This window comes from Pseudomonas sp. 2, assembly GCF_056627435.1.
This window is the reverse complement of the sequence record NZ_JBWXNG010000013.1, coordinates 1-22,031: the sequence shown is the minus strand read 5'-3', so window position 1 is coordinate 22,031 and position 22,031 is coordinate 1. Positions and strand designations below refer to the sequence as shown.

Below are 22,031 nucleotides of genomic sequence, written 5' to 3'. Positions count from 1 at the left end.
CGTGTTCGGCTCAACGCTGTGGCTGACCCTGGCGACCCTCACCGGGCTGGTCGCTGGCTTCGCCCGCGAGTGGCTTCTGGTCGCGGCCTGGGGCGCCGGCGGGCGCAGCGATGCCTTCCTCGTTTCGCTGTTTCTGCCCGAAGCGCTGCGCATGGCCTTGGCTGCCGGCCTGCTCAGCGCCGCCGCATTGCCGCTCTACCAGCAACGCAGCCCCGGGGAACAGCATCACTGGCTCAGCGCGATGGCGCCGCGGGTCCTGCTGTGCGGGTTGGGCATCAGTGCGCTGCTGTCTTTTGCCGCGCCCTTGTGGGTGCGCCTGATCGGTCCGGGGCTGGACGAAACCGGCTTCGAGCTGGCGGACGAGTCGCTGCACTGGCTGGCCTGGGCAGCGCCGGGCTTCGTGCTGCATGCATTGCTCTGCGTACCGCTGCAGGCGCGCTCGCGCTTCGTGCTGGCGGGGCTCGGTTCGCTATTGTTCAACCTGCCGCCGGTCATCTATTTGCTGCTGATGCGCCACGACGCGACACCCACCGGGCTGGCCAGCGCCTGCGTGCTGGGCAGTGTGCTGATGCCCAGCGTGTTGATCGCCCGCCTGTGTCGCGACGGCTGGGTGCCGTGGCGCGTGGTGCGCTGCCCCAGCGCCGGTCGCGAACTGCTGCTGCAGATCGGCCCGCTGCTGACCAGCAACCTGGCCAGCCAGGGTCTTGCGCTGCTCGAGCGCATGGTTGCGTCGCTGCTGGGCGAAGGCGCGGTGACCTGGGTCAACCTGGCGCGCAAGCTGATCAACCTGCCGCTGATTGCCCTGATGAGCCTGAACCAGGTGCTGCTGGGCCTGATGAGCGGCACCCGTGGCGAACAGCGCATGGCCCTGCTGCGCAAGGGGCTGAGCAGCGCGACGCTGCTGACCTTGCCCGCGGTGGCTGGGCTGATCGGCGCCGCCGCTGCCCTGGTGACCCTGCTGCTGCCCAATCAGGCGGCGGGCGGCCCGTTGCCGGACTTGCTGGCCTGGTTCGCCGTGCCGCTGATGTTCGGCGCCTGGAACGCGTTGTTGGCGCGCTATGCCTACTCCCGAGGCGACACGCGCCTGCCGCTCAACTGCGAGCTGGCGGGCAGCCTGCTCAATGCGGTGTTGCTGGCGCTGCTGCCGTTCGTGTTCGGGCTGATCGGCATCGCGCTGGCGGCGGTGTGCGGCGCAGTCCTTACCGGATTGCTGCTGATGCGCCGCCAGGGCCTGTTGCAACGCCTGCCCTGGCGCCAGCAGTGGCTGCTGGGCGCAGGCGCAATGTTGCTGGCCGCCTTTATCCTGCACCCGCTGGACAGCGTCTGGCTGCAACTGGCCTTGAGCGTGCTCTACGGCGCGGCACTGCTGGCCGCACTGGCGCTATGGCTCAAGCCGTGGCGCTCGCTCGAAACCTGACAGCGGGTTGGCGTTGTGCCAGGCGTCATGGGTTGCGCAGACCTGCTTGAGGGTCTGACGCAGCCAGCGGTGGGCCGGGTCCTTGTCGAAGCGCGGGTGCCAGGCCTGAATCACGTTGACCTGCTCAAGCTCCAGCGGAATCACCAGCGGCTGCATGCGCAGGCCCAGCTCGCGCATGCCCCAGAGCACCGGTTCAGGCAGCGACAGGATCATGTCCGAGCCTGCGGTGGAGAAAATCGCCGAATGAAAATTCGGCGTGATGAACGCCACCCGCCGGGACAACCCCAACGCTTCAAGCGCATCGTCGATCGGCCCTCGCGCACGCCCCCGGCGCGAGACGCTGACATGGTCGAAGGCGGCAAAGCGTTCGGGGGTGATGGGCCCGTCGAAAATCGGATGTTGCTCGCGCACCAGCGCGACGAAGCGGGTGGTGAACAACTGCTGGATCTTGATCTCAGGGCCGAAGTTGCGCCGTGACGTCACGTGCAGATCGATCCGCCCTTCGCGCAGCGCATCGTCGTCACCCTCGCCCTCCGGCACGAAGCGCACCGTGGCCAGCGGCGCCTGCTGTCGGGTGCTTTCCACCAGATGGCCACCGAAGGCGCCGAAGAACACGTCATTGGAACGCACGTTGAAACAGCGCTGCGAGGTGCTCATGTCCACCTCGTCACGGGCCTGAAACAAGTCCGCCGCCTGATTGACCAGGCTGCGCACCTGGGCCTGCAAGGCCAGGGCCCGAGGCGTCGGCACCAACCCGCGCCCGGCCCGCACCAGCACCGGATCACCCAACGCCTCCCGCACCCGCGCCAACGTCCGGCTCATCGCCGCCGGGCTCAGGTGCATGCGCCGGGCAGCACCGACCACACTGCCCTCTTCGAGCAAAGCGTCGAGGGCGATCAGGAGGTTCATGTCGGGTAGAGGCATGGGTGTATTTCCAGTTGCGTTCAGGGGAGTGATTTTGCCCGAAGAGCGTGCCTGGCGCAGGCAGGGGATTGCGGATCTGCTTCTGCCCGGAGGGCGTAGGAGCGCAGCTTGCTCGCGATCTGGCGCGAAGCGGCAGTAAAACCAGGCACCTTGGCCGTGTCAGAAAGACCGCGTGGGCAGGGTTTACTGCCGCTGCGCGCCAGATCGCCGGCAAGCCAGGCTCCCACGGGCTCCGCCCAAAATCAAAAACCAAATCCGGCGAGCCTCACATCTGCCCTCAGATCAACCCGCGCGCCCGCCACTCGGCCCGTTGCTCGGCACCGATACCCAACCCTTCCAGCACCTCGTCGGTGTGTTGCCCCAGGGTCGGGGCCGGGCGGGCGATGCCGCCGGGGGTGGTGCCCAGTTTGGGGACGATGCCTGGCAGGGTGACGGGCGTGCCGTCGTGCAACTGGCTGTCCAGCAGCATGTCGCGGGCCTTGTAATGGGGGTCGCTGGCGATGTCGGCGGCGTCGTAGATCTTGCCGGCGGGAATCCTCGCGGCGGTCAGCCTGGCCAGTACGTCGTCCAGATCCAGACTGGCGGCCCAGGCAGAAATCGCGGCGTCGATCAGCTCGACCTGCTTCACCCGCCCGTCGTTATGGGCCAAGGCCGGATCGGCCGCCAGATCGGGACGTTCGATCAGGGTCATCAAGCGCTGGTAGATGCTGTCGCCGTTGCCCGCGATCAGTGCGTAACGGCCATCGCGGCAGCGGTAGGCGTTGGAGGGCGCGATGCCCGGCAGGCTGCTGCCCGCAGGTTCACGCACGGCGCCGAACACCGAATATTCGGGGATCAGGCTTTCCATCATGTTGAACACCGACTCGTACAGCGCGACGTCGATCTCCTGCCCCAAACCGCCATTCTGGTCGCGGTGGCGCAGCGCCAACAGTACGCCGATCACGCCATGCAGCGCCGACAGCGAATCGCCGATGGATACGCCGACCCGCACCGGTGTGCGCCCAGGCTCGCCGGACAAGTGCCGCAACCCGCCCATCGCCTCACCCACCACGCCAAACCCCGGGCGATCACGATAGGGCCCGGTCTGGCCATAGCCCGAGACGCGCAGCATCACCAGTTTCGGGTTCAACGCGTGCAGCTCTTTCCAGCCCAGCCCCCAGCCTTCGAGGGTGCCGGGGCGGAAGTTTTCCACCAGCACATCGGCCTCGGCGAGCAGTTTGCGCACCACGTCCTGGCCTTCGGGCTCGCGCAGGTCCAGGGTCACCGAGCGCTTGTTGCGCGACGACACCGCCCACCACACCGAGGTGCCGTCGTGCAGCAGGCGCCATTTGCGCAGCGGGTCGCCGGTGCCCGGTGGCTCGACCTTGATCACGTCGGCGCCGAACTCGCCGAGCATCTTCGCCGCGAAAGGCCCGGCAATGAGTTGCCCCAGCTCGACGACCCGAATCCCTTGCAGAGGCTTTTGCATGACATGCCCTTCGTTGTGCGTGAAAAGTGGGGCAATTGTCTGCTTTGCAGGGCGTGGTGAAAATGGCTAATTTCGCCGGGCCTCACTCAGCCGTTTGAAACCCGCCGCCCAGCGAGGTGTACAGGCCCACCAGCGCCAAGGTCTGCGCGGTGCCGGCGTCGACCCGCTGTTCCTGACTGCTGAGCAGCGCCCGTTGCACGGTCAGCACGTTGAGAAAATCCACGGCGCCGGCCTTGTACTGCTCGCGTGCGGTGGCCAGCGCAATGCGGTTCTGCTCCACGGCCTCCTGCAGCCGGGTCTGCTGCACCTGGCTTGCGTTGTACAGGCTCATGCTGTCGTCGATTTCCTGCCAGGCGCGCAGCACGGTTTTCTGATACGCCAGCGCCGCTTCCTGCTCTTGGGCCTCGCGCAAATGCAGCATGCCGCGCAGGCGCCCGCCCTCGAAAATCGGCACGCTCAATTGCGGACCGATGCCGAACTGGCGCGAACCCCAGCTGCCGAAATCCGACAGTTGCAGGGCCTGAAAACCGACGTTGCCCGACAGCAGGATACGCGGGTAGAAATCGCCCTCGGCCACGCCGACACTGGCCGCCGCCACGTGCATGCGCGCTTCGGCCTGGCGGATGTCCGGGCGCCGCTGCGCCAGTTCCGACGGCAAGCCAACCGGAATCACGGCGGGCAACGGTGCTCTGTCGACCGGCCGTTCAAGCTCCGATTGCAAGCTGCGCGGGGTCTGCGCCAGCACTAGGCTCAAGGCATTGATCAACTGCGCCTGACGCTGTTCGAGCAACGGAATGCGCGCTGCCACGGTGGCCACCTGAGCAGACGCCTGCGCCACATCCAGGTGGGTGGCCACGCCGCTGGCCAGCCGCACGTTGGACAGCTGCAGGCTGTTGCGCGACAACTCGAGATTCTCCCGGGTCACCGCCAGCGTGTCCTGGACGCCGCGCAGTTGCAGGTAGTCCCGCGCGGTTTCGGCCTGCACCGCCAGCAGCACGGCGCGCCGGTCGTTGTCGGCCACCGCGACGCTGGCATCGGCCGCTTCCACCTCGCGTTTAACGCGGCCAAACAGGTCGACTTCCCAAGAGGCATCGATGCCGCCATCCCACAGGTTGTAGGCCGCCTTGCCACTGTTGCCCGAAGGGTCGTTCAGGCCCTCGGCGCTTTTGCGCGCACGCTGGTAATCCATGCCGGCCGAGACCGACGGCAGTTGCTCGCCGGCCACTACCTGACGGGCAGCGCGGCTTTGCTCGAGCCTGGCAGCGGCGATCTTCAGATCGAGGTTGGCGGCGCTGGCCCGGTCGATCAGCGAGGACAGCAGAGGGTCGTTGAACACCTCCCACCAGCGCTCCCGAATCTGCACCGCCTGCGGTTTGCTTGTGCCCTGTTCGCCCTGAACCGGCAGCCAGTCAACTTGGGCCTGCGTTTTGGGCGGCTGAAAATCATGGCCCACCTGACAACCAGCGAGCATCATCACCGCCGCCGCTGCAAGCCACATAAAGCGCTTTGTGGGAGTGAGCTTGCTCGCGAAGAGGCCGGTACATCCAACACATTTCTGTTGTTCGTGACTGAGTATTCGCGAGCAAGCTCGCTCCCACAGGTTCGGTTTCTGGTCGTCCTTGCTCATCGTGCGCTGACCTCTTGCCCGGCCACGCCGTGGGTATCGATCGCCGCCTGCACCGACATCCCCACCCGCAACTTGCCGATCAGCGGCTGCCCCTGGTCGAGGACGATCTTGACCGGCAGGCGCTGCACCACCTTGGTGAAGTTGCCGGTGGCGTTGTCCGGCTTGATTGCGGCGAAGGTCACGCCGGTGGCCGGCGCGACGCTTTGCACATGGCCCTTGAGGGTTTCATTGGAGAAGGTGTCGACCCGCACCTCCACCGCTTGCCCGGGCGCGACGTGGGTCAGCTGGGTTTCCTGGAAGTGCCCGACCACGTACACCTGATCCAGCGGCACCACCGACAGCAGGCGCGTGCCCGGCGTCACGTAGTTGCCGATACGCACGCCGCGCTCACCGACCATCCCGTCCACCGGCGCGACAATGCGGGTGTACGACAGCTGCAGTTGCGCCTGATCGCGAGCGGCCTGGGCGCGTTTGAGCCCGGCCTCGGCGGCGTGCTGTTGCGCAGTGAAGACGTCGACCTGCTTGCGATCGGCGGCCAGCGAGGCGATGGCACTGTTCTGCCGCGCTCGGGCGGTGTCGATGCGGTTGCGCGCCTGTTGCGCGTTCTGCACGGTGCCCGCGCCCATGCCTGCCAAGTGGGCGTAACGCGCCTGTTCCTGTTCGGCAAAGGTCACTTCGGCCTTGCTCACCTCAACCGTGGCCTGGGCCTGGGCAATCACCGACGCCTGACGCTGCAGCACGGCGCTGGCCTGCTCGAACTGCGCCTGGGCGGCCAGCACTTCAGCCTCGGACGCCGCCAGGGCGGTCTGAAAATCCCGGTCATCGATCACCGCCAGCAATTGCCCGGCCTTGACCCGCTGGTTGTCCTCCACCAGCACCTGGCTGATGAAACCCGCAACCTTGGGCGCGACATTGGAGTAATCCGCCGCAACGTAGGCGTCATCGGTGCTCTGTTGCCCGCGTTCGCCGGTGAAGCCGTAGATGCCCAGCGCCGCCACCGCGATCACGGCGCCACACAGGGCCAGGGTCTGTTTCGAAGTCATGCTCATGAAAGGGTTCTCGAAGTTCTCAGAAGGTAGTCAGGCACCGGCACGCGGCGGGTACACGCGGCTCGGCATCAGGGGGATGAGCAGGATCAGCGCGGCAGCCACCCAGCCCATGCAGTAATAGAGATCGATGCTGGTCAGGGTCACGACCTGCTCATGGATGCGGTGGGCCAGGGACGCCGCCGAATCCTGGCCCGCGAGTTCCGGCGAGTTGCCCAGGCGGTCCACCAGCATGTTCGAATGAAAGTGCTGACGGGCGGTGGTCAAGGCGTCCAGTACGCCGGTGGCGACCACCGAGGCCAGGCCACGCACCGTATTGAACCAGGCCGAAGCAAAGGGGCCGTCCGGCGGTGCGATACCGCCCGTGGCCTGCATCAGCAACGGCATCACCGCCATCGGCTGCCCCAATACTTGCAGCAGTTGCAGGCTGTAGAAATTGTCGCGAATCCACTCGGGGCTCATCTGCGTTGCGGCAAAGCAGTACAGCGACAGCAACCCCAGGCCTGCGGTCAGCACCCAGCGGCAATCGACCCGGCGGATGTTGCACAACGCGGCCACCAACGGGAGCGCCAGCAGTTGCGGGATGGCCACCAGCAGCATCATCGGCGCGGTCTGCAACGCGCGATAACCATGAACCTGGGCCAGGTACGACGCCGGAATGGAACCGGTGGCGGTCAGCACCACCAGCACCCCGCCCAAAGTGATCAGGGCGTGGGACAGGTTGAGGTTGGAGAGCATCTGCAGCTTGAAGAACGGCACCGGGGTGAACCATTCGTTGAGCATGAACAAGGCCAGCAGCACAACGCCGCCGCTCAACAGGAAGGTAATGAGCCCCGATTCGAACCAGTCCAGACGATTGCCCTGCAACAGCCCCGTCACCAGCATGCAGATGGCCGGGGCGCCGAGCAGCACGCCGCGCCAGTTGAAGTCCTTGAAGCGCTCAAGGCGCAGCGGGTCCTGAGGGATGCCGTGGGCGATGGCGATCATCGCTACCAAACACGGCGTAATGACCTGCCAGAAGGTCCATTGCCAGTTGAAGTACTCCGTCCACAACGCCGCCAATGGCGTGCCCAAACTCGGCGCGAAAGTGGCGGTCAGCGCGTAGCCGGCCAGGCCGTAGAGCTTGATGTCCGGCGGCAGGAAACGCAGGGCCACGGTCATCAGCATCGGCGGCAGGCAGCCGGCCGCCAGGCCTTGCAAGGCGCGCAGCAACAGAAAACTCTGGTAGTCCGGCGCCAGTGGGCAGAGCAACGCCAGCAGCACGAATGCCGCAATGGCCCCAAGGGTAAAGCGGCGCAACGACAGCGTGACCGCGAACCATGGCGCAAAGGCCGTCGCTGTCAGTGAGGTGGCCGAATACAGCGAAGTGACCCAGGTGCCTTCATCGAAGCCGATGAACATCGCCCCGCGAATGTCCGACAGCGCGATGCGCGTCACGCCCTCGTTGATGCCCGCTACCAGCACGGCCAGCAGCACGCCCACCAGACCGATGATGGTTTGCAGGCCGAACGCGGCGGGTGCGGCGACCTTCGGCGGCGCGATGTGCGCGGCGGCGGTCACGGCAAGGCTCGCTGCGCTGCATCCGCGTAACGGATGAAGTGGTCAGAAGGCATGGAAAACTCCGGGAACAGGTCAATTCCCGGTAGTTTAAAAAGCCCCGACATGAAGAAAAATTTACATTTGGGCAGTGTATGAGTGCGTCAGACGCACGAATCATCCATGACTGCTGTTTGCAAACGCATCACCGGCGAGCGTGCTCGCTGTCCCAGAACCGCTTGTACATCCCCAGCTTGCGTTTCAGCGGTCGCGACAGCCGCGCCTCCTCCTTGCCCAGCTTGAACGCCAGCAGTTTCAGGCCATTGCGCAGCAGCGACGCGGGCCACAGGTAAAACCTGCGCAGGCCGAGAAAATCCAGCTCCGAGCGCACATAACGCAGCCCTTCGGCCCGGGCGCCGCCGAACCGGGCATGAATCCACGACTCGCGGGCCTGAAACACGCCGATGTCGAAGTAACGGCGAAACTCTTCGCGCAAGCTGTAGTTGTGGGAATGCCGGCACACCGCCGAGCCCTGATAGGCGACTTTCCAGTGCGACAGCAGCATCTTCGCCGCCACGTACATGTCTTCGGAGAGGATCACATGCCGTGGAAATCCACCCACCGCGCGCAGGGCGTTGCAGCGATAGGCGGCGAACGAGTTGGACATGAACGGCACCTTGATCCCCAGTTCCGGAACATCGGCCAGGCTCTTGACCCGTGACACCGGCGGGTAGTTGAACCAGCGCGCGTGCTGCGACAGCACCGTGGCCTCCAGATGCGGCACCTGGCGGCCGCAGACTGCGCCCACCAGCTGGTCCTCGAAAGGCTCGAGCAGCATCTCCACCGCGCGGGGGTCTTCCAGATAGGCGTCCTGGGTCAGGTAGACCAATACATCGTATTGAGGGTATCGGTCGGCCATCATCTGCCGGGTGGCGCCGTGATTGAACGCCTTGGGCTCGATCTGCACCACCTGGCTGCAGCGCGAGCGCGCCAGCTCCAGGGTGCCGTCCGTGGAGCTGGAATCGACGATCAGCGTATCGAATTCAGCGGTCTGGGCCCACAGGGACGTGAGCAATCGCTCAAGTTCCCGGCGTCCGTTATAGGTGGGAATAACGCAGGCGACGCGCAAAGACTGCATAACAATACTCCGGAGCAACGACATGATGCCCATTTGTCATGACACTCTTTTGAGGGTAGCGCAGGATCCAGATTTTGGATCCAACCGCTCGTCAGCCCATCACCTCGCTCAACGGAATGAAGTCCAGCAAGTCGCCTTCGGCCACCGTCGTGCCTTCGATCACCTCGATCAGGCCATCGGCCCAGGCCGCGCTGCGCAGCACACCCGAACTCTGGTTGCGGTAGGCGATCAGCCGGCCCTGCTCCAGGCGCCCGCGCAGGTACTCGCGGCGGTTGCCCGGCTTGGGCCAGACGAACCCGGCAGGCACCTTGAACTTGAGCGGCGTGACCTGCTGCACACCCAGTCTGCGCAGCAGATAAGGCCGCGCCAGCAGCGCGAAGGTCACCAGGGTCGAGGCCGGGTTGCCCGGCAGGCCGATCACCGGCACGCCACGGTAATGACCGAAGGTCAGCGGCTTGCCCGGCTTGATCGCCAGTTTCCACAGGGCGATCTCGCCTTCCTCGCGCAGGGCATGGCCGAGGAAATCCGCCTCGCCCACCGATACGCCGCCGGTGGACAGGATCAGGTCCACATCCCCCAGCGCGCCCAGTGCCGCGCGGGTCTGCTCAAGATTGTCCGGCAAGATGCCCGCATCCACCACCTCGCAGCCCAGGCGCTTGAGCCAGATGCACAGCAGCACGCGGTTGCTGTTGTAGATCTGCCCTGGCCCCAGCGCCTGGCCCGGCTCGATCAGCTCGTCACCGGTGGACAGCACCGCCACCCGCGCCCGCCGCTTGACCTGCAGATGGCCGAGGCCCAGCGTCGCCGCCAGCCCCAGTTCTACCGGGGTCATGACGGTGCCGGCATCCAGCACCTTGTCGCCGACCGTGGTTTCCTGGCCCTTGGGGCGGATGTTCAGGTCGACGCTCAGGGTTTCGAGGAAACGCACCCGCTCATCGGCCTGAACCTCGGCGTTTTCCTGCATCTCGACGCAATCGGCGCCTTCCGGCACCGGCGCGCCGGTGAAGATCCGCGCGCAGGTGCCCGGCTGCAATGGCAACGGCGCCTGCCCGGCGAAAATCCGCTGGCTCACCGGCAAGGGCTCGCCGGTCCAGTCGGCCACGCGCAGGGCGTAGCCGTCCATGGCGCTGTTGGGCCAAGGCGGCAGGTCCAAGGTGGAAATCAGGTCGTCGGCCAGCACCCTTCCTTGAGCATCGGCCAGGGCCACGGTTTCGCTCTCGAGAATCGGCGCCGCCTCGGCCAGGCTCATCAGCTGCGCCATGGCCTCTTCGACCGGCATCAGGCCGCGCACTTCAGGCTTGCTCATCGGCGCTCACCCACGGGTCGCGCAAGGTTCGGCCTTTTTCAGGTGCGGCACGAAGTTGCACGGGCGGAAACTGTTGTTCAGCTGATCGGCCAGAATGCCGTCCCAGCCGGTGCGCACCGCATTGGTCGAACCCGGCAGGCAGCACACCAGCGTACCGTTGGCCAGGCCCGCCAGAGCGCGGGACTGAATGGTGGAGGTGCCGATGTCGGCCACCGAGATCTGCCGGAACAACTCGCCGAAGCCTTCGACCTGTTTGTCCAGGAGGCAAGCCACCGCTTCCGGGGTGCTGTCGCGGCCAGTGAAACCGGTGCCGCCGGTGATCAGCACCACTTGCACTTCGTCGTCGGCGATCCAGGTCGCGACCTGGGCGCGGATCTTGTACAGGTCGTCCTTGAGCAGCACGCGCTCGATCAGGCCGTGCCCGGCGGCGGTCAGGCGGTCGACGAACATCTGCCCGGACGTATCGTTTTCAAAGGTGCGGGTGTCGCTGACGGTCAGCACGGCGATGTTGAGCGGCACAAAAGGAGTGTCAGCCTTGGCTTTCATGGGGCAGGTCCGGTTGTAGGGGAAACAGAGCGGTGTTATATCACAGCACCCCTTTTTTCTCTGCCCGACACCTGCACAAGGAGCCCGCATGACTGCCACCTGTGACCTCGCGCCCTGCTCGATCCTGCTGCTGGCCGGCGGTCGCGGCCAGCGCATGGGCGGACGCGACAAGGGCCTGCTGAGCTGGCGCGGCGAGCCCTTGATCGCCCATCTGCAGCGCCTGACCCGGCCCTTGACCGACGATCTGATCATCTCCTGCAACCGCAATCTCGATCAGTACGCCGCCTTCGCCGACCGCCTGGTGCACGACGACCAGAGCGACTTTCCCGGCCCCTATGCGGGCATTCGCGCGGGCCTGGCGGTGGCCCGGCATGAATACGTGTTGGTGATGCCTTGCGACTCGCCGCTGCTGGACCTGCAACTGCTGCAGGACCTGCGCTCCAGCGCCGCTGCGCATCCCGGCAAACCGGTGATGGTGCGCCAGGGCGAGCAATGGGAGCCGCTGCTGTGCTGCATCCCCACGGCCCACGCGCCCGTGTTCGAGCGCCACTGGCAGGAGGGCCAGCGCAGCCCGCGGCGGACCATGGCCGAGCTGGGCGCGGTGGCGTTGCAATGCCCGGCGGGTGATCCACGGCTGGCCAATCTGAACACGCCTGAACTTTTGATGCAGATCAGCCCCTGAACGCTCGTACCAACTTTCATGGAACTTTGCCGGTAACCCCTGCGTCAGAAACGTTACTACACAAAGAATCACCCTCGGAGACACAGTAATGAAACAACGGACTATCCCCGCCGCCCTCCTGCTCGCACTTGGCCTGGCCACCCTCGCCGGTTGCTCGTCGCCAACGGTGATCACGCTCAACGATGGCCGCGAAATCCAGGCCACGGACACGCCGAAGTACGATGACGAGTCCGGTTTCTATGAGTTCAAACAACTCGACGGCAAGGAAACCCGCATCAACAAGGATCAGGTTCGTACCGTCAAAGAGCTGTGATGCCAGGCTGAACCCCAAAAAGACCCGCCTTGATGGCGGGTCTTTTTTTGCCTGGAAATTTTCATAATCCCGATCCGGCCCCCATCTGTAGGAGCGAATTCATTCGCGAATGCTCCAGCATCCAACGCATATGTGTCGATCGGACCCTTTTCGCGAATGAATTCGCTCCTACAGGATTTGCGCACGACTAAGGGTTCGTGTCCGACTCTGGATTGATTTTCCCCGGCAACCTCTCAATAATCCCTCCCCGTTGAAAATCATTCTCTTTTGATACTCCTTCGCAGGTAAGCGGCTTCCCATGTCCAATCCTCCTTGCACCTTCGTCGAGCAGCTGTACGGCGAGCATCACGTCTGGCTGCGGCAGTGGCTGGGGTGGCGGCTGGGGTCCAGGGCGGATGCCGCCGACCTGGCCCAGGACACCTTCGTGCGCCTGCTGCTCAAGCCGGTACAACCGGTGTTCGAAAATGCGCTGGCAGCAAGAGGTTATCTGCGCAAGATCGCCAATGGCATGTGCATCAACCTCTGGCAGCGCCGGGAGATCGAACAGGCCTGGCTCGACACGCTGGCCGCGCAGCCGCAGGGCTGCATGCCCTCGGCCGAGCACAGTGCGGCGGTGCTCCAGGCGTTGCAGGAAGTCGGCCAGATGCTCATCGAATTGCCGGCCAAGGCCGCCCAGGCCTTCGTGCTGGCGGTGGTGTGTCAGATGACCGACCGCGAAGTAGCCGCCGAGCTGGGCGTTTCCGACCGCATGGTGCGCAAGTATGTGGCGCGGGCGATGCTCGGCTGCCTGCAGTTGCAGGCCGCGAGCGAAGCCGAGGCGCTGTACGCCGAGCCGCTGTGCTGATGGCTGCGCAACCGGCGTTCAAGGTGATGGAACAGGCTGCCGAGTGGTACGCCGAGCTGCGCTGTGGCGAGGCCGATGCGGCGCAACATGCAGCGTGGCGCCACTGGCTCGAAGCCGACCCTGCCCACCGCACCGCCTGGGACGCGGTGCAATCGATCAGCCGCCGCTTCGATCCCTTGCAGCACGCCCCGGATCGACGCCACGCGGCGGACAACCTGCTGCTGGCCAACCAGCGCGTTCGCCGCCGCGCGGTGCTGCGCAGCATCGCCCTGCTCGCCGGGGCCGGTGCGATGTGGTCGAGCTGGCGCCTGACGCCGCTGCCGATCTGGGGCGCCAGCCTGGTAGCCGACTACCGCAGCGGCATCGGCGATCTGAAAAAGGTGCAGTTGCCCGATGGCACTCGGGTCTGGCTGAACACCACCACCGCCTTCGACATCGACTTCTCAGGTGCAACCCGCTCACTGCGCCTGCTGATGGGCGAGGTGCTGATCGACACCGCCCACGATGCCCGGCGCCCGTTTATCGTCAGCACCGCCCAAGGCCGCTTCCGCGCGCTGGGCACCGAATTCAGCGTGCGCTTGCACGATCGGCAGACGGAGCTGACGGTGTTCGCCGGCGCCGTCGAGGTGAGCCGCCTGGACAGCAGCGAAACCCGGATCATTCCCGCTGGCAGACAACAGCGTGTCGGCGCCGGTGCACTGGCCGACCCGACAGCGGCGGACCTGGCCCGCCAGGCCTGGTCACGGGGCATGCTGCTGGCCCAGGACGTCCCGCTGGGCGAGGTGCTGGACGAACTGTCGCGTTATTGGCTCGGCCACATTTCGGTGGACCCGGCAGTCGCGCAGCTGAAGGTGTTCGGCAACCTGCCCCTGCGCGATGTCGACGCCGCGCTGTCGTTCCTCGCTTCCTCGTTGCCGATTGAAGTAGACCGCCGCCTGTCGTGGTGGACCACGGTGCGCGGAAAAAACAGCAACGCCTGAAATAATCTTGCCGATGCGGTTCCGCTTTTGTGCGCCTCGCCGGGTTAAGGGGATGAATCCCTACTCATCTCATCGTCTCGAGGACAAGGAACCGATGTTGTATCGCCCCAAACGCGCGCCCTTCACCGCCCCCGTAGGCCTGTGCGCCGCCCTGCTGAGCGTCGCCGCTGTTTCGCTTCCAGCCACGCCTGCGCTGGCCGCAGAAACCGCCACCCGCCAATACGACATTCCTGCCGGCGGCTTGAGCAACGTGCTGTCGCGTTTCGCCAGCGAATCGGGCATTTACCTGGTGGGCCTGAGCGAGATGGCCCAGGGGCGCAGCAGCCAAGGCCTGCACGGCCGCTATGAAGTGGACGCGGGCCTGACCATGCTGCTGGCCGGCACCGGCCTGGCCGCACAACGGACCGGCGACAATCAGTACCGACTGCAGGCGGCCAGCACCTCGGCCATGGAACTGAGCGCGATCAACGTCAATAGCCGCCTGGGCACGACCACCGAAGGCACGGGCTCCTACACCACCGGCTTGATCACCCTCGGCAAGGGCGAACACAGCATCAAGGAAACGCCGCAGTCGGTAACCGTCATCACCCGCAAGCGCATGGACGACCAGAACCTCAACACCATCGAGCAGGTGCTGGGGCAAACGCCCGGGGTGACCGTCGCAGGCTCGCCCATGGGTGGCAGTTATTTCTTCTCCCGCGGTTTCAGGATGGACGCGCCGTTCCAGTACGACGGCGTGCCCCTGGACGTCGGCGCCAACTACGTACAGGCCAACAGTTTCAGCAGCGACATGGCCTTCTACGACCACGTGGAATTCCTGCGTGGCGCGGCGGGCATGATGCAGGGCGCGGGCACCCCGGCTGGCGCAGTGAACCTGGTGCGCAAACGCGGCCAGAGCACACCGACCACCACCCTCACGTTGTCGGGCGGCACCTGGGACAACTACCGCACGCAAATCGACGTCGGCGGTCCGCTTAACGAAACCGGCACCCTGCGCGGCCGGGCGATCGTCGGCGAACAGAGTCGCCACTATTTCTACGACTACGGCAAGCGCGAAGACCAGGTCGCCTACGGCGCGCTGGACTATGACTTCAACGACGACACCACCGCCGGCATCGGCCTAGCCTACGAAAAGCTGCAGGCCACGCCCTGCTTCGGCGGCTTGCCCAGCTACAGCGACGGCTCGGACATCAAGCTCAAGCGCTCCACCTGCCTGGGCGCCAGCTGGAACCACTGGGACAGCGAGCGCACGACTGTTTTCGCCGACGTCAAACACCGGCTGAACGAGGACTGGAATGCACGCCTGGCTGGGACTTGGACCCACAACCAGCAGAACATGAAATACGTGCAAGGCGCAGGTTCGGGCACGGTTGCACCAGGCGCGACCTCATCATCGCTACAGGCCTTGGGTGCGTTGTTCGACTATGACTCGGTTGACTACGGCTTCGACGGTTATCTGGATGGCAAATTCCGCGCCTTTGGCCTTGAGCACCAACTGACCGTCGGCGCCAACACCAGCTATTCCCATAGTCACGACGTCTGGGCGCTGTCATTCCTGCAAGAACGTGAGGACATCTTCAATCCCACCCATTTCACCCAGCCCAGCGACAGCGATATCGTCGACAACAGCTATCGGGGCGGCGCGCCGTACCCGAGCAAGACCACGGTCAAGCAACAGGGCGCCTACGCCAACCTGCGCCTGAAACTGGCTGAGCCCTTGACGTTGGTGCTGGGAGGGCGAGTCAGCGACTGGCACTACACCAACGACAGCCATGCCTTTGGCGTCGCGCCCACCGACGAGCGCCGGGAAACCGGTCAGGTCACGCCCTTCGCAGGCATCTTGCTGGACATCACGCAAAACCTGACGCTGTACGCCAGCTACGCCGACGTGTTCCAGCCCCAGTCCGACATCGATGCCAACGGCAAAGTGCTCGATCCCAAGACGGGCAAGAACTACGAGCTGGGAATCAAAGGCGAGTGGTTCGATGGTGCACTCAATGGCTCGGCGAACCTGTTCCGCACGTACCAGGAGCACGCTGCGGTCGCCATCGACGACGCTACAATCTGCGCCTCCTGCTCGGCCGACAGCGGCAAGATCCGAGCCCAGGGCGTAGAGCTGGAACTCAACGGGTCGCCTCTCGACCGCTTGCAGGTCAGCGCGGGTTACACCTACACCACCACCGAAACCCTGAGCCCGGTGGACAGCCTGAACGTGGCAGTGAGCAACGGCAACACTTACAACACTCTGATCCCGCGCCATTCGCTGCGGCTGTGGACCGACTATCAGCTCGCCGATGACCTGAGCCGCTGGACCGTGGGTGGTGGCGTCACAGCCCAGAGCGAAATCTCGCGCCTGAACGGGGTCAAGACTGAACAGCCAGGCTACGCGCTGTGGAATGCACGCGTTCAATACCGCATCGATGACCATTGGAGCGTGGCGCTCAACGGCAACAACCTGTTCGACAGGACCTACTACGCGACCGTCGGTAATCGCACTGGCGGCAACTACTACGGTGACCCGCGCAATTACATGGTCACGCTCAAAGGCAGTTTCTGAGCCAGCTTCCAGATCTGGCTCTCAAGTCGCCAGCCGATAATCCGTCGGCAGCGGCCCGAAGGCTTCGGCGTAGATCTCGCACAACCAGTCGATGAACACCCGCACCCGCGGCGACAGATGCCGATGGTGCGGGTACATCGCCGACAGCGACAGGCCGGGGCTGGGCCAGTCGCTCAAGACCTCGACCAGGCGCCCGTCCTGCAAATACTCCTCCAGATGAAAGCGCGGCACCTGAATCAGGCCGCAGCCCTGTAGCGCGCACACCACGTAACTCTCCGCCTCGTTCACGGCCATCCAGCCGTCCAGATGAAATTCGCGGATCTGGCCGTCCACCAGCAACTCCAGCGGGTAATCCACTGCGCCGTTGCTGGCGAAGAAGCGCACGGCCTGATGGGCCGCCAGGTCGTCCGGTGTTTTTGGCATGCCGAAGCGGGCCAGGTATTCGGGGCTGGCGCAGATCACCTGCGGCATCACTGCCAGCGGCCGCGCAACCAGTGTCGAGTCCTTCGGCGTGCCGGCACGGATCACGCAATCGACGCCCTCGCGCACCAGGTCCACCAGGCGGTCGCCGCCACTGACGGTCAGGTCTATACCGGGATAGCGGCTGCGAAATTCATTGACTCTGGGCAACACCACGCGGGTGGCGTGGGTGCCGTGCATGTCCACCCGCAGCACGCCGCGAGGGCTTGCCGCGACATGGCGCAGGGACGACTCGGCGTCGTCCAGCTCGCTGAGCACGAACACGCAGCGCTCATAGAACGCCTGCCCGTCGACCGTGGGCCGCACGTGCCGCGTGGTGCGTTCCAGCAGGCGGATGCCCAGCCTGGCTTCCAGCTCCTTGATCGCGTGGGTAGCCGTGGCCCGGGGAATGCCCAGCACCGCCGCCGCGCGGCTGAAGGAGCTGAGTTCGACGATGCGGGTGAACAGCTGAAGCGACTCGAAGCGGTCCATGAATTGTTGTCTGCAGTTGAATTGATTTGGCAATTTAGCGGGATTTATCCGGTACACGCAAACAAGCAGAATCGTTTCCAAGGGCAGACAAGCCCACTTTGAATCAGGAGAACCCCATGAACGAGCAAACGCAAAAGACCGCCATCGTCACCGGTGGCTCCCGTGGCATCGGCAAAGCCATCGCCCTGCGCCTGGCCGCCGACGGTTTCGCGGTGGCAATCAACTACAGCAGCAATGCCGGCAAGGCCGAAGAAACGGTGAAAGCCATTGAAGCCGCAGGCGGCAAGGCCATCGCCATCCAGGGCGACGTCGGCAACCCGCAGGACGTCGTGGCGCTGTTCGACGGCGCAAAACAGGCGTTCGGCCGCATCGACGTGGTGGTCAACAGCGCCGGCGTGATGAGCATGGCGCCGATCAATGAAAACAGCCTGGCGGACTTCGACCGGATGATCGCCACCAACCTGCGTGGCGCGTTTCTGGTCTTGGGCCAAGCGGCGGCCCAGGTGGAAAGTGGCGGGCGCATCATCGCCCTGACCACCAGCGTGATCGCCAAGTCGTTCCCGTCCTACGGCCCTTACATTGCCTCCAAGGCCGGCGTCGAAGGCCTGGTGCATGTACTGGCCAACGAACTGCGCGGCCGGCAGATCACGGTCAATGCCGTGGCACCGGGGCCGGTGGGCACCGAGCTGTTTTTCGAAGGCAAAAGCGCTGAGCAGATCAAACACATCACCAGCCTCGCCCCGCTTGAACGCCTGGGCACGCCCGAAGACATCGCCGCTGCGGTGGCCTTCCTCGCCGGGCCCGATGGCGGCTGGATCAACTCCCAGGTACTGCGCGCCAACGGCGGCTTTGCCTGAGTCATCTTTTTACTTCCCTTACCGACCCACGAGGACACTGACATGCCATTTGCCAACTTCAAATTCCCTGAAGGGATGATCTCCGCCGAACGCAAGGAAGAAATCATTCACCGCACCACCGCCATGTTCGTCGAATACTTCGGCGAAGGCGCCCGCCCCTATTCCATGGTGCTGGTGGAAGAAGTGGCGGACGGCGGCTGGGGACGCGCAGACGAAACCCTGACCCTGGAAAAGGTCGGTTTGCGCCGCCCCCAGGAGTAACCGCCATGAACCGGCTCTGGGCGTTGTACCGCAACGGCACGCTGCTTGAACCGGGCCTGTACGCCATGCTGCGGGTGGCCTTTGCGGCCATCCTCTTCACCCATGGCCTGCCCAAGGCCGTGGGTGACGCCCACGGTTCGATGGCCAATCCCATGGCCTCGTCAATCAACCTGATCGAAAACGTCATGGGCCTGCCCTTCGCCCCGCAACTGGCGCTGCTGGTGATGATGCTGGAAACCGTCGGCGCGGTGATGCTCGCCTTCGGCTTCGCCACCCGCATCGTCGCCCTGCTGCTCGCCCTGGAGATGGTCGCGATCAGCTACGCCATGGGCCCGACCTGGGCGTGGATCGACCGCGGCATCGAGTACCCGGTGCTGATGGGCTTTCTGGCGAGCTATATGTTCGCCCGGGGCAGCGGTGCGTTCGGGCTGGATGCGTATCTTGGGCGGCGTTTTGCGTGATGCATTTAAAACCCGAGGGTTACTTAATACGCACTTAATAAACTCAGCGCGCCAGCCATCGTCTCACAACACTATCCAGTGCAAAGGGCCCGGCTCCGCTTATCATCAGCGACACAATACCGGCCACATACAATAGGTCCGTTTCATAACCCGGCTGCCCGAAATGAGCGCCACTGGCGTCATACGACAAAATCTTGATCGAGCTGAATCCGTAAGGCAGATGCACAGTAAATATCGCCACCAGCAACACGATAATCATTGGAATACTGGCCAGCGTAATAAAAGCGCCGAGCAATATGGCAAGTCCACCGAGAATTTCCACCGCCACCGTTGCCCACGACAACAATGAAGCAAAGGGCAGGCCCATGGCCTGGAGTACGACAGTGAAGGTCTCAGGTCCTCTCAATAATTTGGCAAACCCATGGGCCATGAAGCCATAGCCGACGATCAGCCGAATGGCGACAGGCGCCCAACGGCGCAGAGTTTGCGGGTTGGAGAAGCCCATCAGGGCGTTGATCAGGGCGCGATGGCGACGGGCGAACGCAGAGAATGAACTCATGCTGACGGTCCTCTTCTGGCAGGTCATCAATCGGTAATTGGGGAGAACTTACTGCTGTTGGTTGCAGTTATAGTTCCAGGTTTTATAGGAATAGGTTTGCTGTTGACCCTGGGAATCCTTGTAGGTCATGACGGCATCAGTGATACCGCAAGGCACTGGATCGACAGACACACTGAGCACTTCCTGAATATCCGGTATCTGCGAGGCATTCACCGTTTGAATCCCAAGAAAAAGCACAGCAAACAGCATCATGATTTTCATGCGCATGGTGATATCTCGACTGAACTAATGAGATAGTCACTCTGGGATCAGGGCGTTAAGTCATCGTTAACGCCCTTGAACGGGAAAGATATTCAAAAATGAAGAATTATTTAGTCGCCGATACCTTATTGCGCGACGGAAGAAGTGCAACCGCGATCCCGCCCAGCACCACCGCAGAAGCAATGACCAGACGCAGGGTCATCGGCTCGCTGAGCAGCAACACCCCACCCGCCGAAGCGATGATCGGCACGCACAGCTGCAGGGTCGCGGCCTGTTGCCCGGCCAGGTGCCTGACCACCGAGTACCACGCCGCATAACCGGCACCCGACGCCACGACGCCCGACCCCAGCGCATACAACACACCCGCCACGCTCAGGTGAGGCAGGCCGTTGAGGGCGATGATCAGCAATAGAAGCGGCAGGAACACCAGGCTTCTGAGGAAATTGCCTGCGGTGTCGACCAGCGGTGTCGACGACGCTTTGCCAAGCAACGAATACGCGCCCCACGCCGCGCCCGACACCACCATCACCAGCGTACTGCCCAAAGGCGGCGCGCTCGCTCCCGGCAACAGCAACATCACAAGCCCGGCAAAGGCGATGGGCATCCCGAGCATTACCCTGGGCCTGAGCTTCTCGCCGCCCGCCCAGCTGCACAGGAACATGGTGATCTGCACCGAACCGAACAGCACCAGCGCACCGGGCCCCGTCTCCAGGTGCACATAGGCCACCGAAAACAGATACGCGTACAGATACAGTGCCAGCCCGCCCTTCCAGCTACCGCCGACCCTGGCAGCCGGCAGTTTGCGCCGCAGCAACCAGAGCAACGCCAGGCAGCCGCTGGCCAGGCGAATGGCGGTGAACACCTCGGGCGCAATCCCCTCCTGCTTGAGAGCCAAGCGGCACAGAATCGAGTTGGCGCCGAAGGCGACAAGGCTGAACACCGCCAGCCAGATCCATGATTTCCCCGCCCATGGGGCGGCTGTTCTTATTGTTCTTTCGTTCATTCTCAGGGTGGTCCCGTTTAGAAATGACGTGTTGGGGTGAAGCCGCTGCTCAGTCCTCGACCTCTTGTGAAGGTACGAAGCGCAACACGCCGACGAATTCGCTGCCCTTCCCGGCCTCGCGATCCGAGGGATGCTGCACGCCGTCACAGACCATGACTTCGGCGAAATCGAACGGGCTGACGCCGTCCAGGCAGGCGGCGTTGATGCCGAATTGCTCGGGGTTGGAGCGGCGCTGGTGATGGGTGTAGATGCCGCAGCGGGAGCAGAAGTAGTGCTTCGCGGTGTTGGTGTGGAACTGGTAGAGCGTCAGTGCCTCGGCGCCTGCGGTGATCTGAAAGTCCTTGAGCTGCGCACTGACCGCCACCGCGCCACGCATGCGGCAGTAGGTGCAGTTGCAGCGGCGGGCGGTGTTCAGGCCGTCGGTCAGGCGTACATGGAAACGTACGGTGCCGCAGTGGCAGCGGCCTTGGTATTGGTTTTGATCGGCTTGCATGGGCTTACGTCTCATGTGGGATGAGTGGGCCGATGATAGTGCATTCTTCAGGCTTCGTTACTTCGTTGCGGCGAAGATCAAAGGCGCTCTTCCTAACGTCAGACCTGTTTCGACTTCGTCGAGTTACTTGGAAAAGCCCCAAGTAACCAAGGGCTTTTGCTCCTGGTTTGGCCTGCACCCAAGTCGCGATTTGTGGTGTCTGAACTTTTTGTGCACGAAGATCAAAAGCAACGGCAACGGCAACGGCAACGGCAACGGCAACGGCTTCGCGAGCAAGCTCACTCCTACAGGGTCGGGTTGAGCCACGATTCGGCAGACGACAACAACCCCGTAGCAGCACGGCTTGCCGGCGGTCTGGCGCGTAGCGGCAGCAAATCCGGTACACGCGGTCTGCCTGACAAGGCCAAGTCGCCTGATTTTACTGCCGCTGCGCGCCAGAACGCCGGCAAGCCGGACTGCTACGGGGACGGCGTTAGCCGGTCGATGGCGTTAGCCATTTGCTTTTGATTTTGATCTTCGTGCGCGCAGGTTCAGACACCACAAATCGCGACTTGGGTGCAGGCTGAATGGAGCTCTCGTGGAGTGGGACGAGCGACAGGATGTCGCGAGAGGCGCGTGGGCCATGGATGGCCCTTTCGCGCCGTGCCCACGGAACGAGAGCGGAATGAAGGAAGTCCGACGCAGTCGGACCCAAACCAGGAGCAAGACCCCTTGGTTACTTGGGGGTCTTTTCCAAGTAACTCGACGAAGTCGAAACAGATCTGACGTTAGGAAGAGCGCTCTTGATCTACCGGGCCGAGA

Annotated in this window: 23 protein-coding genes; 10 read left to right on the top strand and 13 right to left on the bottom strand. The window is 64.1% G+C overall.

The window, feature by feature from the left end; genetic code table 11:
• Window position 1 precedes the first annotated feature (1 nt).
• Window positions 2–1,417, top strand: a complete 1,416-nt coding sequence (locus AC1MEK_RS20635) for a lipid II flippase MurJ (protein WP_480398124.1) — start codon at window positions 2–4, stop codon at window positions 1,415–1,417.
• On the opposite strand, the gene AC1MEK_RS20630 is transcribed toward AC1MEK_RS20635, so the two are convergent.
• The 8 genes from AC1MEK_RS20630 to moaB all read right to left on the bottom strand — a co-directional run bounded on the left by AC1MEK_RS20630 (window position 1,382) and on the right by moaB (window position 11,008).
• Window positions 1,382–2,341: a LysR family transcriptional regulator gene (locus AC1MEK_RS20630; protein WP_480398123.1), complete on the bottom strand. Its 960-nt coding sequence runs from the start codon at window positions 2,339–2,341 to the stop codon at window positions 1,382–1,384. The genes AC1MEK_RS20635 and AC1MEK_RS20630 overlap by 36 nt on opposite strands.
• 277 nt (window positions 2,342–2,618) lie before the next feature.
• Window positions 2,619–3,809, bottom strand: a complete 1,191-nt coding sequence (locus AC1MEK_RS20625) for a CaiB/BaiF CoA transferase family protein (RefSeq protein ID WP_480398122.1) — start codon at window positions 3,807–3,809, stop codon at window positions 2,619–2,621.
• 82 nt (window positions 3,810–3,891) lie between these two features.
• Window positions 3,892–5,307, bottom strand: a complete 1,416-nt coding sequence (locus AC1MEK_RS20620) for an efflux transporter outer membrane subunit (protein ID WP_480398121.1) — start codon at window positions 5,305–5,307, stop codon at window positions 3,892–3,894.
• A gap of 125 nt (window positions 5,308–5,432) precedes the next feature.
• Window positions 5,433–6,479 (bottom strand): HlyD family secretion protein, encoded by a 1,047-nt coding sequence (locus AC1MEK_RS20615; RefSeq protein WP_480398262.1) that lies wholly within the window; start codon window positions 6,477–6,479, stop codon window positions 5,433–5,435.
• Between the two features lie 36 nt (window positions 6,480–6,515).
• Complete coding sequence (locus tag AC1MEK_RS20610) at window positions 6,516–8,042, bottom strand: MFS transporter (protein WP_480398120.1); 1,527 nt, start codon at window positions 8,040–8,042, stop codon at window positions 6,516–6,518.
• 181 nt (window positions 8,043–8,223) lie between these two features.
• Entirely contained in the window at window positions 8,224–9,156 is a 933-nt protein-coding gene (locus AC1MEK_RS20605) for a glycosyltransferase family 2 protein (protein WP_480398119.1), read from the bottom strand.
• Window positions 9,157–9,247: 91 nt separating this feature from the next.
• On the bottom strand, window positions 9,248–10,462 hold the full coding sequence (locus AC1MEK_RS20600; protein ID WP_480398118.1) for a molybdopterin molybdotransferase MoeA: 1,215 nt from the start codon (window positions 10,460–10,462) through the stop codon (window positions 9,248–9,250).
• A 6-nt stretch (window positions 10,463–10,468) separates the two neighbouring features.
• On the bottom strand, window positions 10,469–11,008 hold the full coding sequence (gene moaB, locus AC1MEK_RS20595; protein ID WP_480398117.1) for a molybdenum cofactor biosynthesis protein B: 540 nt from the start codon (window positions 11,006–11,008) through the stop codon (window positions 10,469–10,471).
• 88 nt (window positions 11,009–11,096) lie between these two features.
• On the opposite strand from moaB, the gene mobA reads away from it, so the two are divergent.
• The 5 genes from mobA (at window position 11,097) to AC1MEK_RS20570 (ending at window position 16,384) form a co-directional block, all read left to right on the top strand.
• A complete protein-coding gene (mobA, locus tag AC1MEK_RS20590) occupies window positions 11,097–11,690 on the top strand; it encodes a molybdenum cofactor guanylyltransferase MobA (RefSeq protein ID WP_480398116.1) in 594 nt (197 codons plus the stop codon).
• A gap of 88 nt (window positions 11,691–11,778) precedes the next feature.
• On the top strand, window positions 11,779–12,003 hold the full coding sequence (locus tag AC1MEK_RS20585) for a YgdI/YgdR family lipoprotein (RefSeq protein WP_480398115.1): 225 nt from the start codon (window positions 11,779–11,781) through the stop codon (window positions 12,001–12,003).
• A gap of 298 nt (window positions 12,004–12,301) precedes the next feature.
• Complete coding sequence (locus tag AC1MEK_RS20580; RefSeq protein ID WP_480398114.1) at window positions 12,302–12,847, top strand: sigma-70 family RNA polymerase sigma factor; 546 nt, start codon at window positions 12,302–12,304, stop codon at window positions 12,845–12,847.
• A complete protein-coding gene (locus AC1MEK_RS20575; protein ID WP_480398113.1) occupies window positions 12,847–13,827 on the top strand; it encodes a FecR domain-containing protein in 981 nt (326 codons plus the stop codon). The genes AC1MEK_RS20580 and AC1MEK_RS20575 overlap by 1 nt, the downstream gene beginning before the upstream one ends.
• A 94-nt stretch (window positions 13,828–13,921) precedes the next feature.
• Window positions 13,922–16,384 (top strand): TonB-dependent siderophore receptor, encoded by a 2,463-nt coding sequence (locus tag AC1MEK_RS20570; RefSeq protein ID WP_480398112.1) that lies wholly within the window; start codon window positions 13,922–13,924, stop codon window positions 16,382–16,384.
• A 21-nt stretch (window positions 16,385–16,405) separates the two neighbouring features.
• Here the strand turns inward: AC1MEK_RS20570 and AC1MEK_RS20565 are convergent, their stop codons facing one another.
• Window positions 16,406–17,335, bottom strand: coding sequence for a LysR family transcriptional regulator (locus AC1MEK_RS20565; RefSeq protein WP_480398111.1), 930 nt, complete (start codon window positions 17,333–17,335; stop codon window positions 16,406–16,408).
• A 116-nt stretch (window positions 17,336–17,451) separates the two neighbouring features.
• Here AC1MEK_RS20565 and AC1MEK_RS20560 point away from each other — a divergent pair, with 116 nt between their 5' ends.
• From AC1MEK_RS20560 to AC1MEK_RS20550, 3 genes are read left to right on the top strand one after another with little or no spacing between them, the layout of a single operon-like run.
• Window positions 17,452–18,192 (top strand): SDR family oxidoreductase, encoded by a 741-nt coding sequence (locus tag AC1MEK_RS20560; RefSeq protein WP_480398110.1) that lies wholly within the window; start codon window positions 17,452–17,454, stop codon window positions 18,190–18,192.
• A 42-nt stretch (window positions 18,193–18,234) separates the two neighbouring features.
• Window positions 18,235–18,453 (top strand): tautomerase family protein, encoded by a 219-nt coding sequence (locus tag AC1MEK_RS20555; RefSeq protein ID WP_480398109.1) that lies wholly within the window; start codon window positions 18,235–18,237, stop codon window positions 18,451–18,453.
• A gap of 5 nt (window positions 18,454–18,458) precedes the next feature.
• A complete protein-coding gene (locus AC1MEK_RS20550) occupies window positions 18,459–18,914 on the top strand; it encodes a DoxX family protein (protein ID WP_480398108.1) in 456 nt (151 codons plus the stop codon).
• Window positions 18,915–18,957: 43 nt separating this feature from the next.
• Here the strand turns inward: AC1MEK_RS20550 and AC1MEK_RS20545 are convergent, their stop codons facing one another.
• The 4 genes from AC1MEK_RS20545 to AC1MEK_RS20530 all read right to left on the bottom strand — a co-directional run bounded on the left by AC1MEK_RS20545 (window position 18,958) and on the right by AC1MEK_RS20530 (window position 21,230).
• Window positions 18,958–19,473, bottom strand: a complete 516-nt coding sequence (locus AC1MEK_RS20545; RefSeq protein WP_480398107.1) for a DoxX family protein — start codon at window positions 19,471–19,473, stop codon at window positions 18,958–18,960.
• Between the two features lie 48 nt (window positions 19,474–19,521).
• Entirely contained in the window at window positions 19,522–19,740 is a 219-nt protein-coding gene (locus tag AC1MEK_RS20540; protein WP_480398106.1) for a DUF2790 domain-containing protein, read from the bottom strand.
• 100 nt (window positions 19,741–19,840) lie between these two features.
• Window positions 19,841–20,737, bottom strand: coding sequence for a DMT family transporter (locus AC1MEK_RS20535; protein WP_480398105.1), 897 nt, complete (start codon window positions 20,735–20,737; stop codon window positions 19,841–19,843).
• Between the two features lie 49 nt (window positions 20,738–20,786).
• Complete coding sequence (locus AC1MEK_RS20530) at window positions 20,787–21,230, bottom strand: GFA family protein (protein WP_480398104.1); 444 nt, start codon at window positions 21,228–21,230, stop codon at window positions 20,787–20,789.
• On the opposite strand from AC1MEK_RS20530, the gene AC1MEK_RS20525 reads away from it, so the two are divergent.
• The gene (locus AC1MEK_RS20525) at window positions 21,229–21,531 is read left to right on the top strand and encodes a hypothetical protein (RefSeq protein ID WP_480398103.1); all 303 of its coding nucleotides are present in this window, start codon (window positions 21,229–21,231) and stop codon (window positions 21,529–21,531) included. The two genes, AC1MEK_RS20530 and AC1MEK_RS20525, sit on opposite strands and share 2 nt — an antisense overlap.
• Window positions 21,532–22,031: the final 500 nt, after the last annotated feature.

Bases quoted from the DNA above. Each gene is read 5' to 3' on its own strand.
- AC1MEK_RS20630 (WP_480398123.1), bottom strand. From the start codon at position 2,341: ATGCCTCTACCCGACATGAACCTCCTGATCGCCCTCGACGCTTTGCTC.
- AC1MEK_RS20625 (WP_480398122.1), bottom strand. From the start codon at position 3,809: ATGCAAAAGCCTCTGCAAGGGATTCGGGTCGTCGAGCTGGGGCAACTC.
- AC1MEK_RS20620 (WP_480398121.1), bottom strand. From the start codon at position 5,307: ATGTGGCTTGCAGCGGCGGCGGTGATGATGCTCGCTGGTTGTCAGGTG.
- AC1MEK_RS20615 (WP_480398262.1), bottom strand. From the start codon at position 6,479: ATGACTTCGAAACAGACCCTGGCCCTGTGTGGCGCCGTGATCGCGGTG.
- AC1MEK_RS20605 (WP_480398119.1), bottom strand. From the start codon at position 9,156: ATGCAGTCTTTGCGCGTCGCCTGCGTTATTCCCACCTATAACGGACGC.
- AC1MEK_RS20600 (WP_480398118.1), bottom strand. From the start codon at position 10,462: ATGAGCAAGCCTGAAGTGCGCGGCCTGATGCCGGTCGAAGAGGCCATG.
- moaB (WP_480398117.1), bottom strand. From the start codon at position 11,008: ATGAAAGCCAAGGCTGACACTCCTTTTGTGCCGCTCAACATCGCCGTG.
- mobA (WP_480398116.1), top strand. From the start codon at position 11,097: ATGACTGCCACCTGTGACCTCGCGCCCTGCTCGATCCTGCTGCTGGCC.
- AC1MEK_RS20585 (WP_480398115.1), top strand. From the start codon at position 11,779: ATGAAACAACGGACTATCCCCGCCGCCCTCCTGCTCGCACTTGGCCTG.
- AC1MEK_RS20580 (WP_480398114.1), top strand. From the start codon at position 12,302: ATGTCCAATCCTCCTTGCACCTTCGTCGAGCAGCTGTACGGCGAGCAT.
- AC1MEK_RS20575 (WP_480398113.1), top strand. From the start codon at position 12,847: ATGGCTGCGCAACCGGCGTTCAAGGTGATGGAACAGGCTGCCGAGTGG.
- AC1MEK_RS20570 (WP_480398112.1), top strand. From the start codon at position 13,922: ATGTTGTATCGCCCCAAACGCGCGCCCTTCACCGCCCCCGTAGGCCTG.
- AC1MEK_RS20565 (WP_480398111.1), bottom strand. From the start codon at position 17,335: ATGGACCGCTTCGAGTCGCTTCAGCTGTTCACCCGCATCGTCGAACTC.
- AC1MEK_RS20560 (WP_480398110.1), top strand. From the start codon at position 17,452: ATGAACGAGCAAACGCAAAAGACCGCCATCGTCACCGGTGGCTCCCGT.
- AC1MEK_RS20555 (WP_480398109.1), top strand. From the start codon at position 18,235: ATGCCATTTGCCAACTTCAAATTCCCTGAAGGGATGATCTCCGCCGAA.
- AC1MEK_RS20550 (WP_480398108.1), top strand. From the start codon at position 18,459: ATGAACCGGCTCTGGGCGTTGTACCGCAACGGCACGCTGCTTGAACCG.
- AC1MEK_RS20545 (WP_480398107.1), bottom strand. From the start codon at position 19,473: ATGAGTTCATTCTCTGCGTTCGCCCGTCGCCATCGCGCCCTGATCAAC.
- AC1MEK_RS20540 (WP_480398106.1), bottom strand. From the start codon at position 19,740: ATGCGCATGAAAATCATGATGCTGTTTGCTGTGCTTTTTCTTGGGATT.
- AC1MEK_RS20535 (WP_480398105.1), bottom strand. From the start codon at position 20,737: ATGAACGAAAGAACAATAAGAACAGCCGCCCCATGGGCGGGGAAATCA.
- AC1MEK_RS20525 (WP_480398103.1), top strand. From the start codon at position 21,229: ATGGGCTTACGTCTCATGTGGGATGAGTGGGCCGATGATAGTGCATTC.
- AC1MEK_RS20530 (WP_480398104.1), bottom strand. From the start codon at position 21,230: ATGCAAGCCGATCAAAACCAATACCAAGGCCGCTGCCACTGCGGCACC.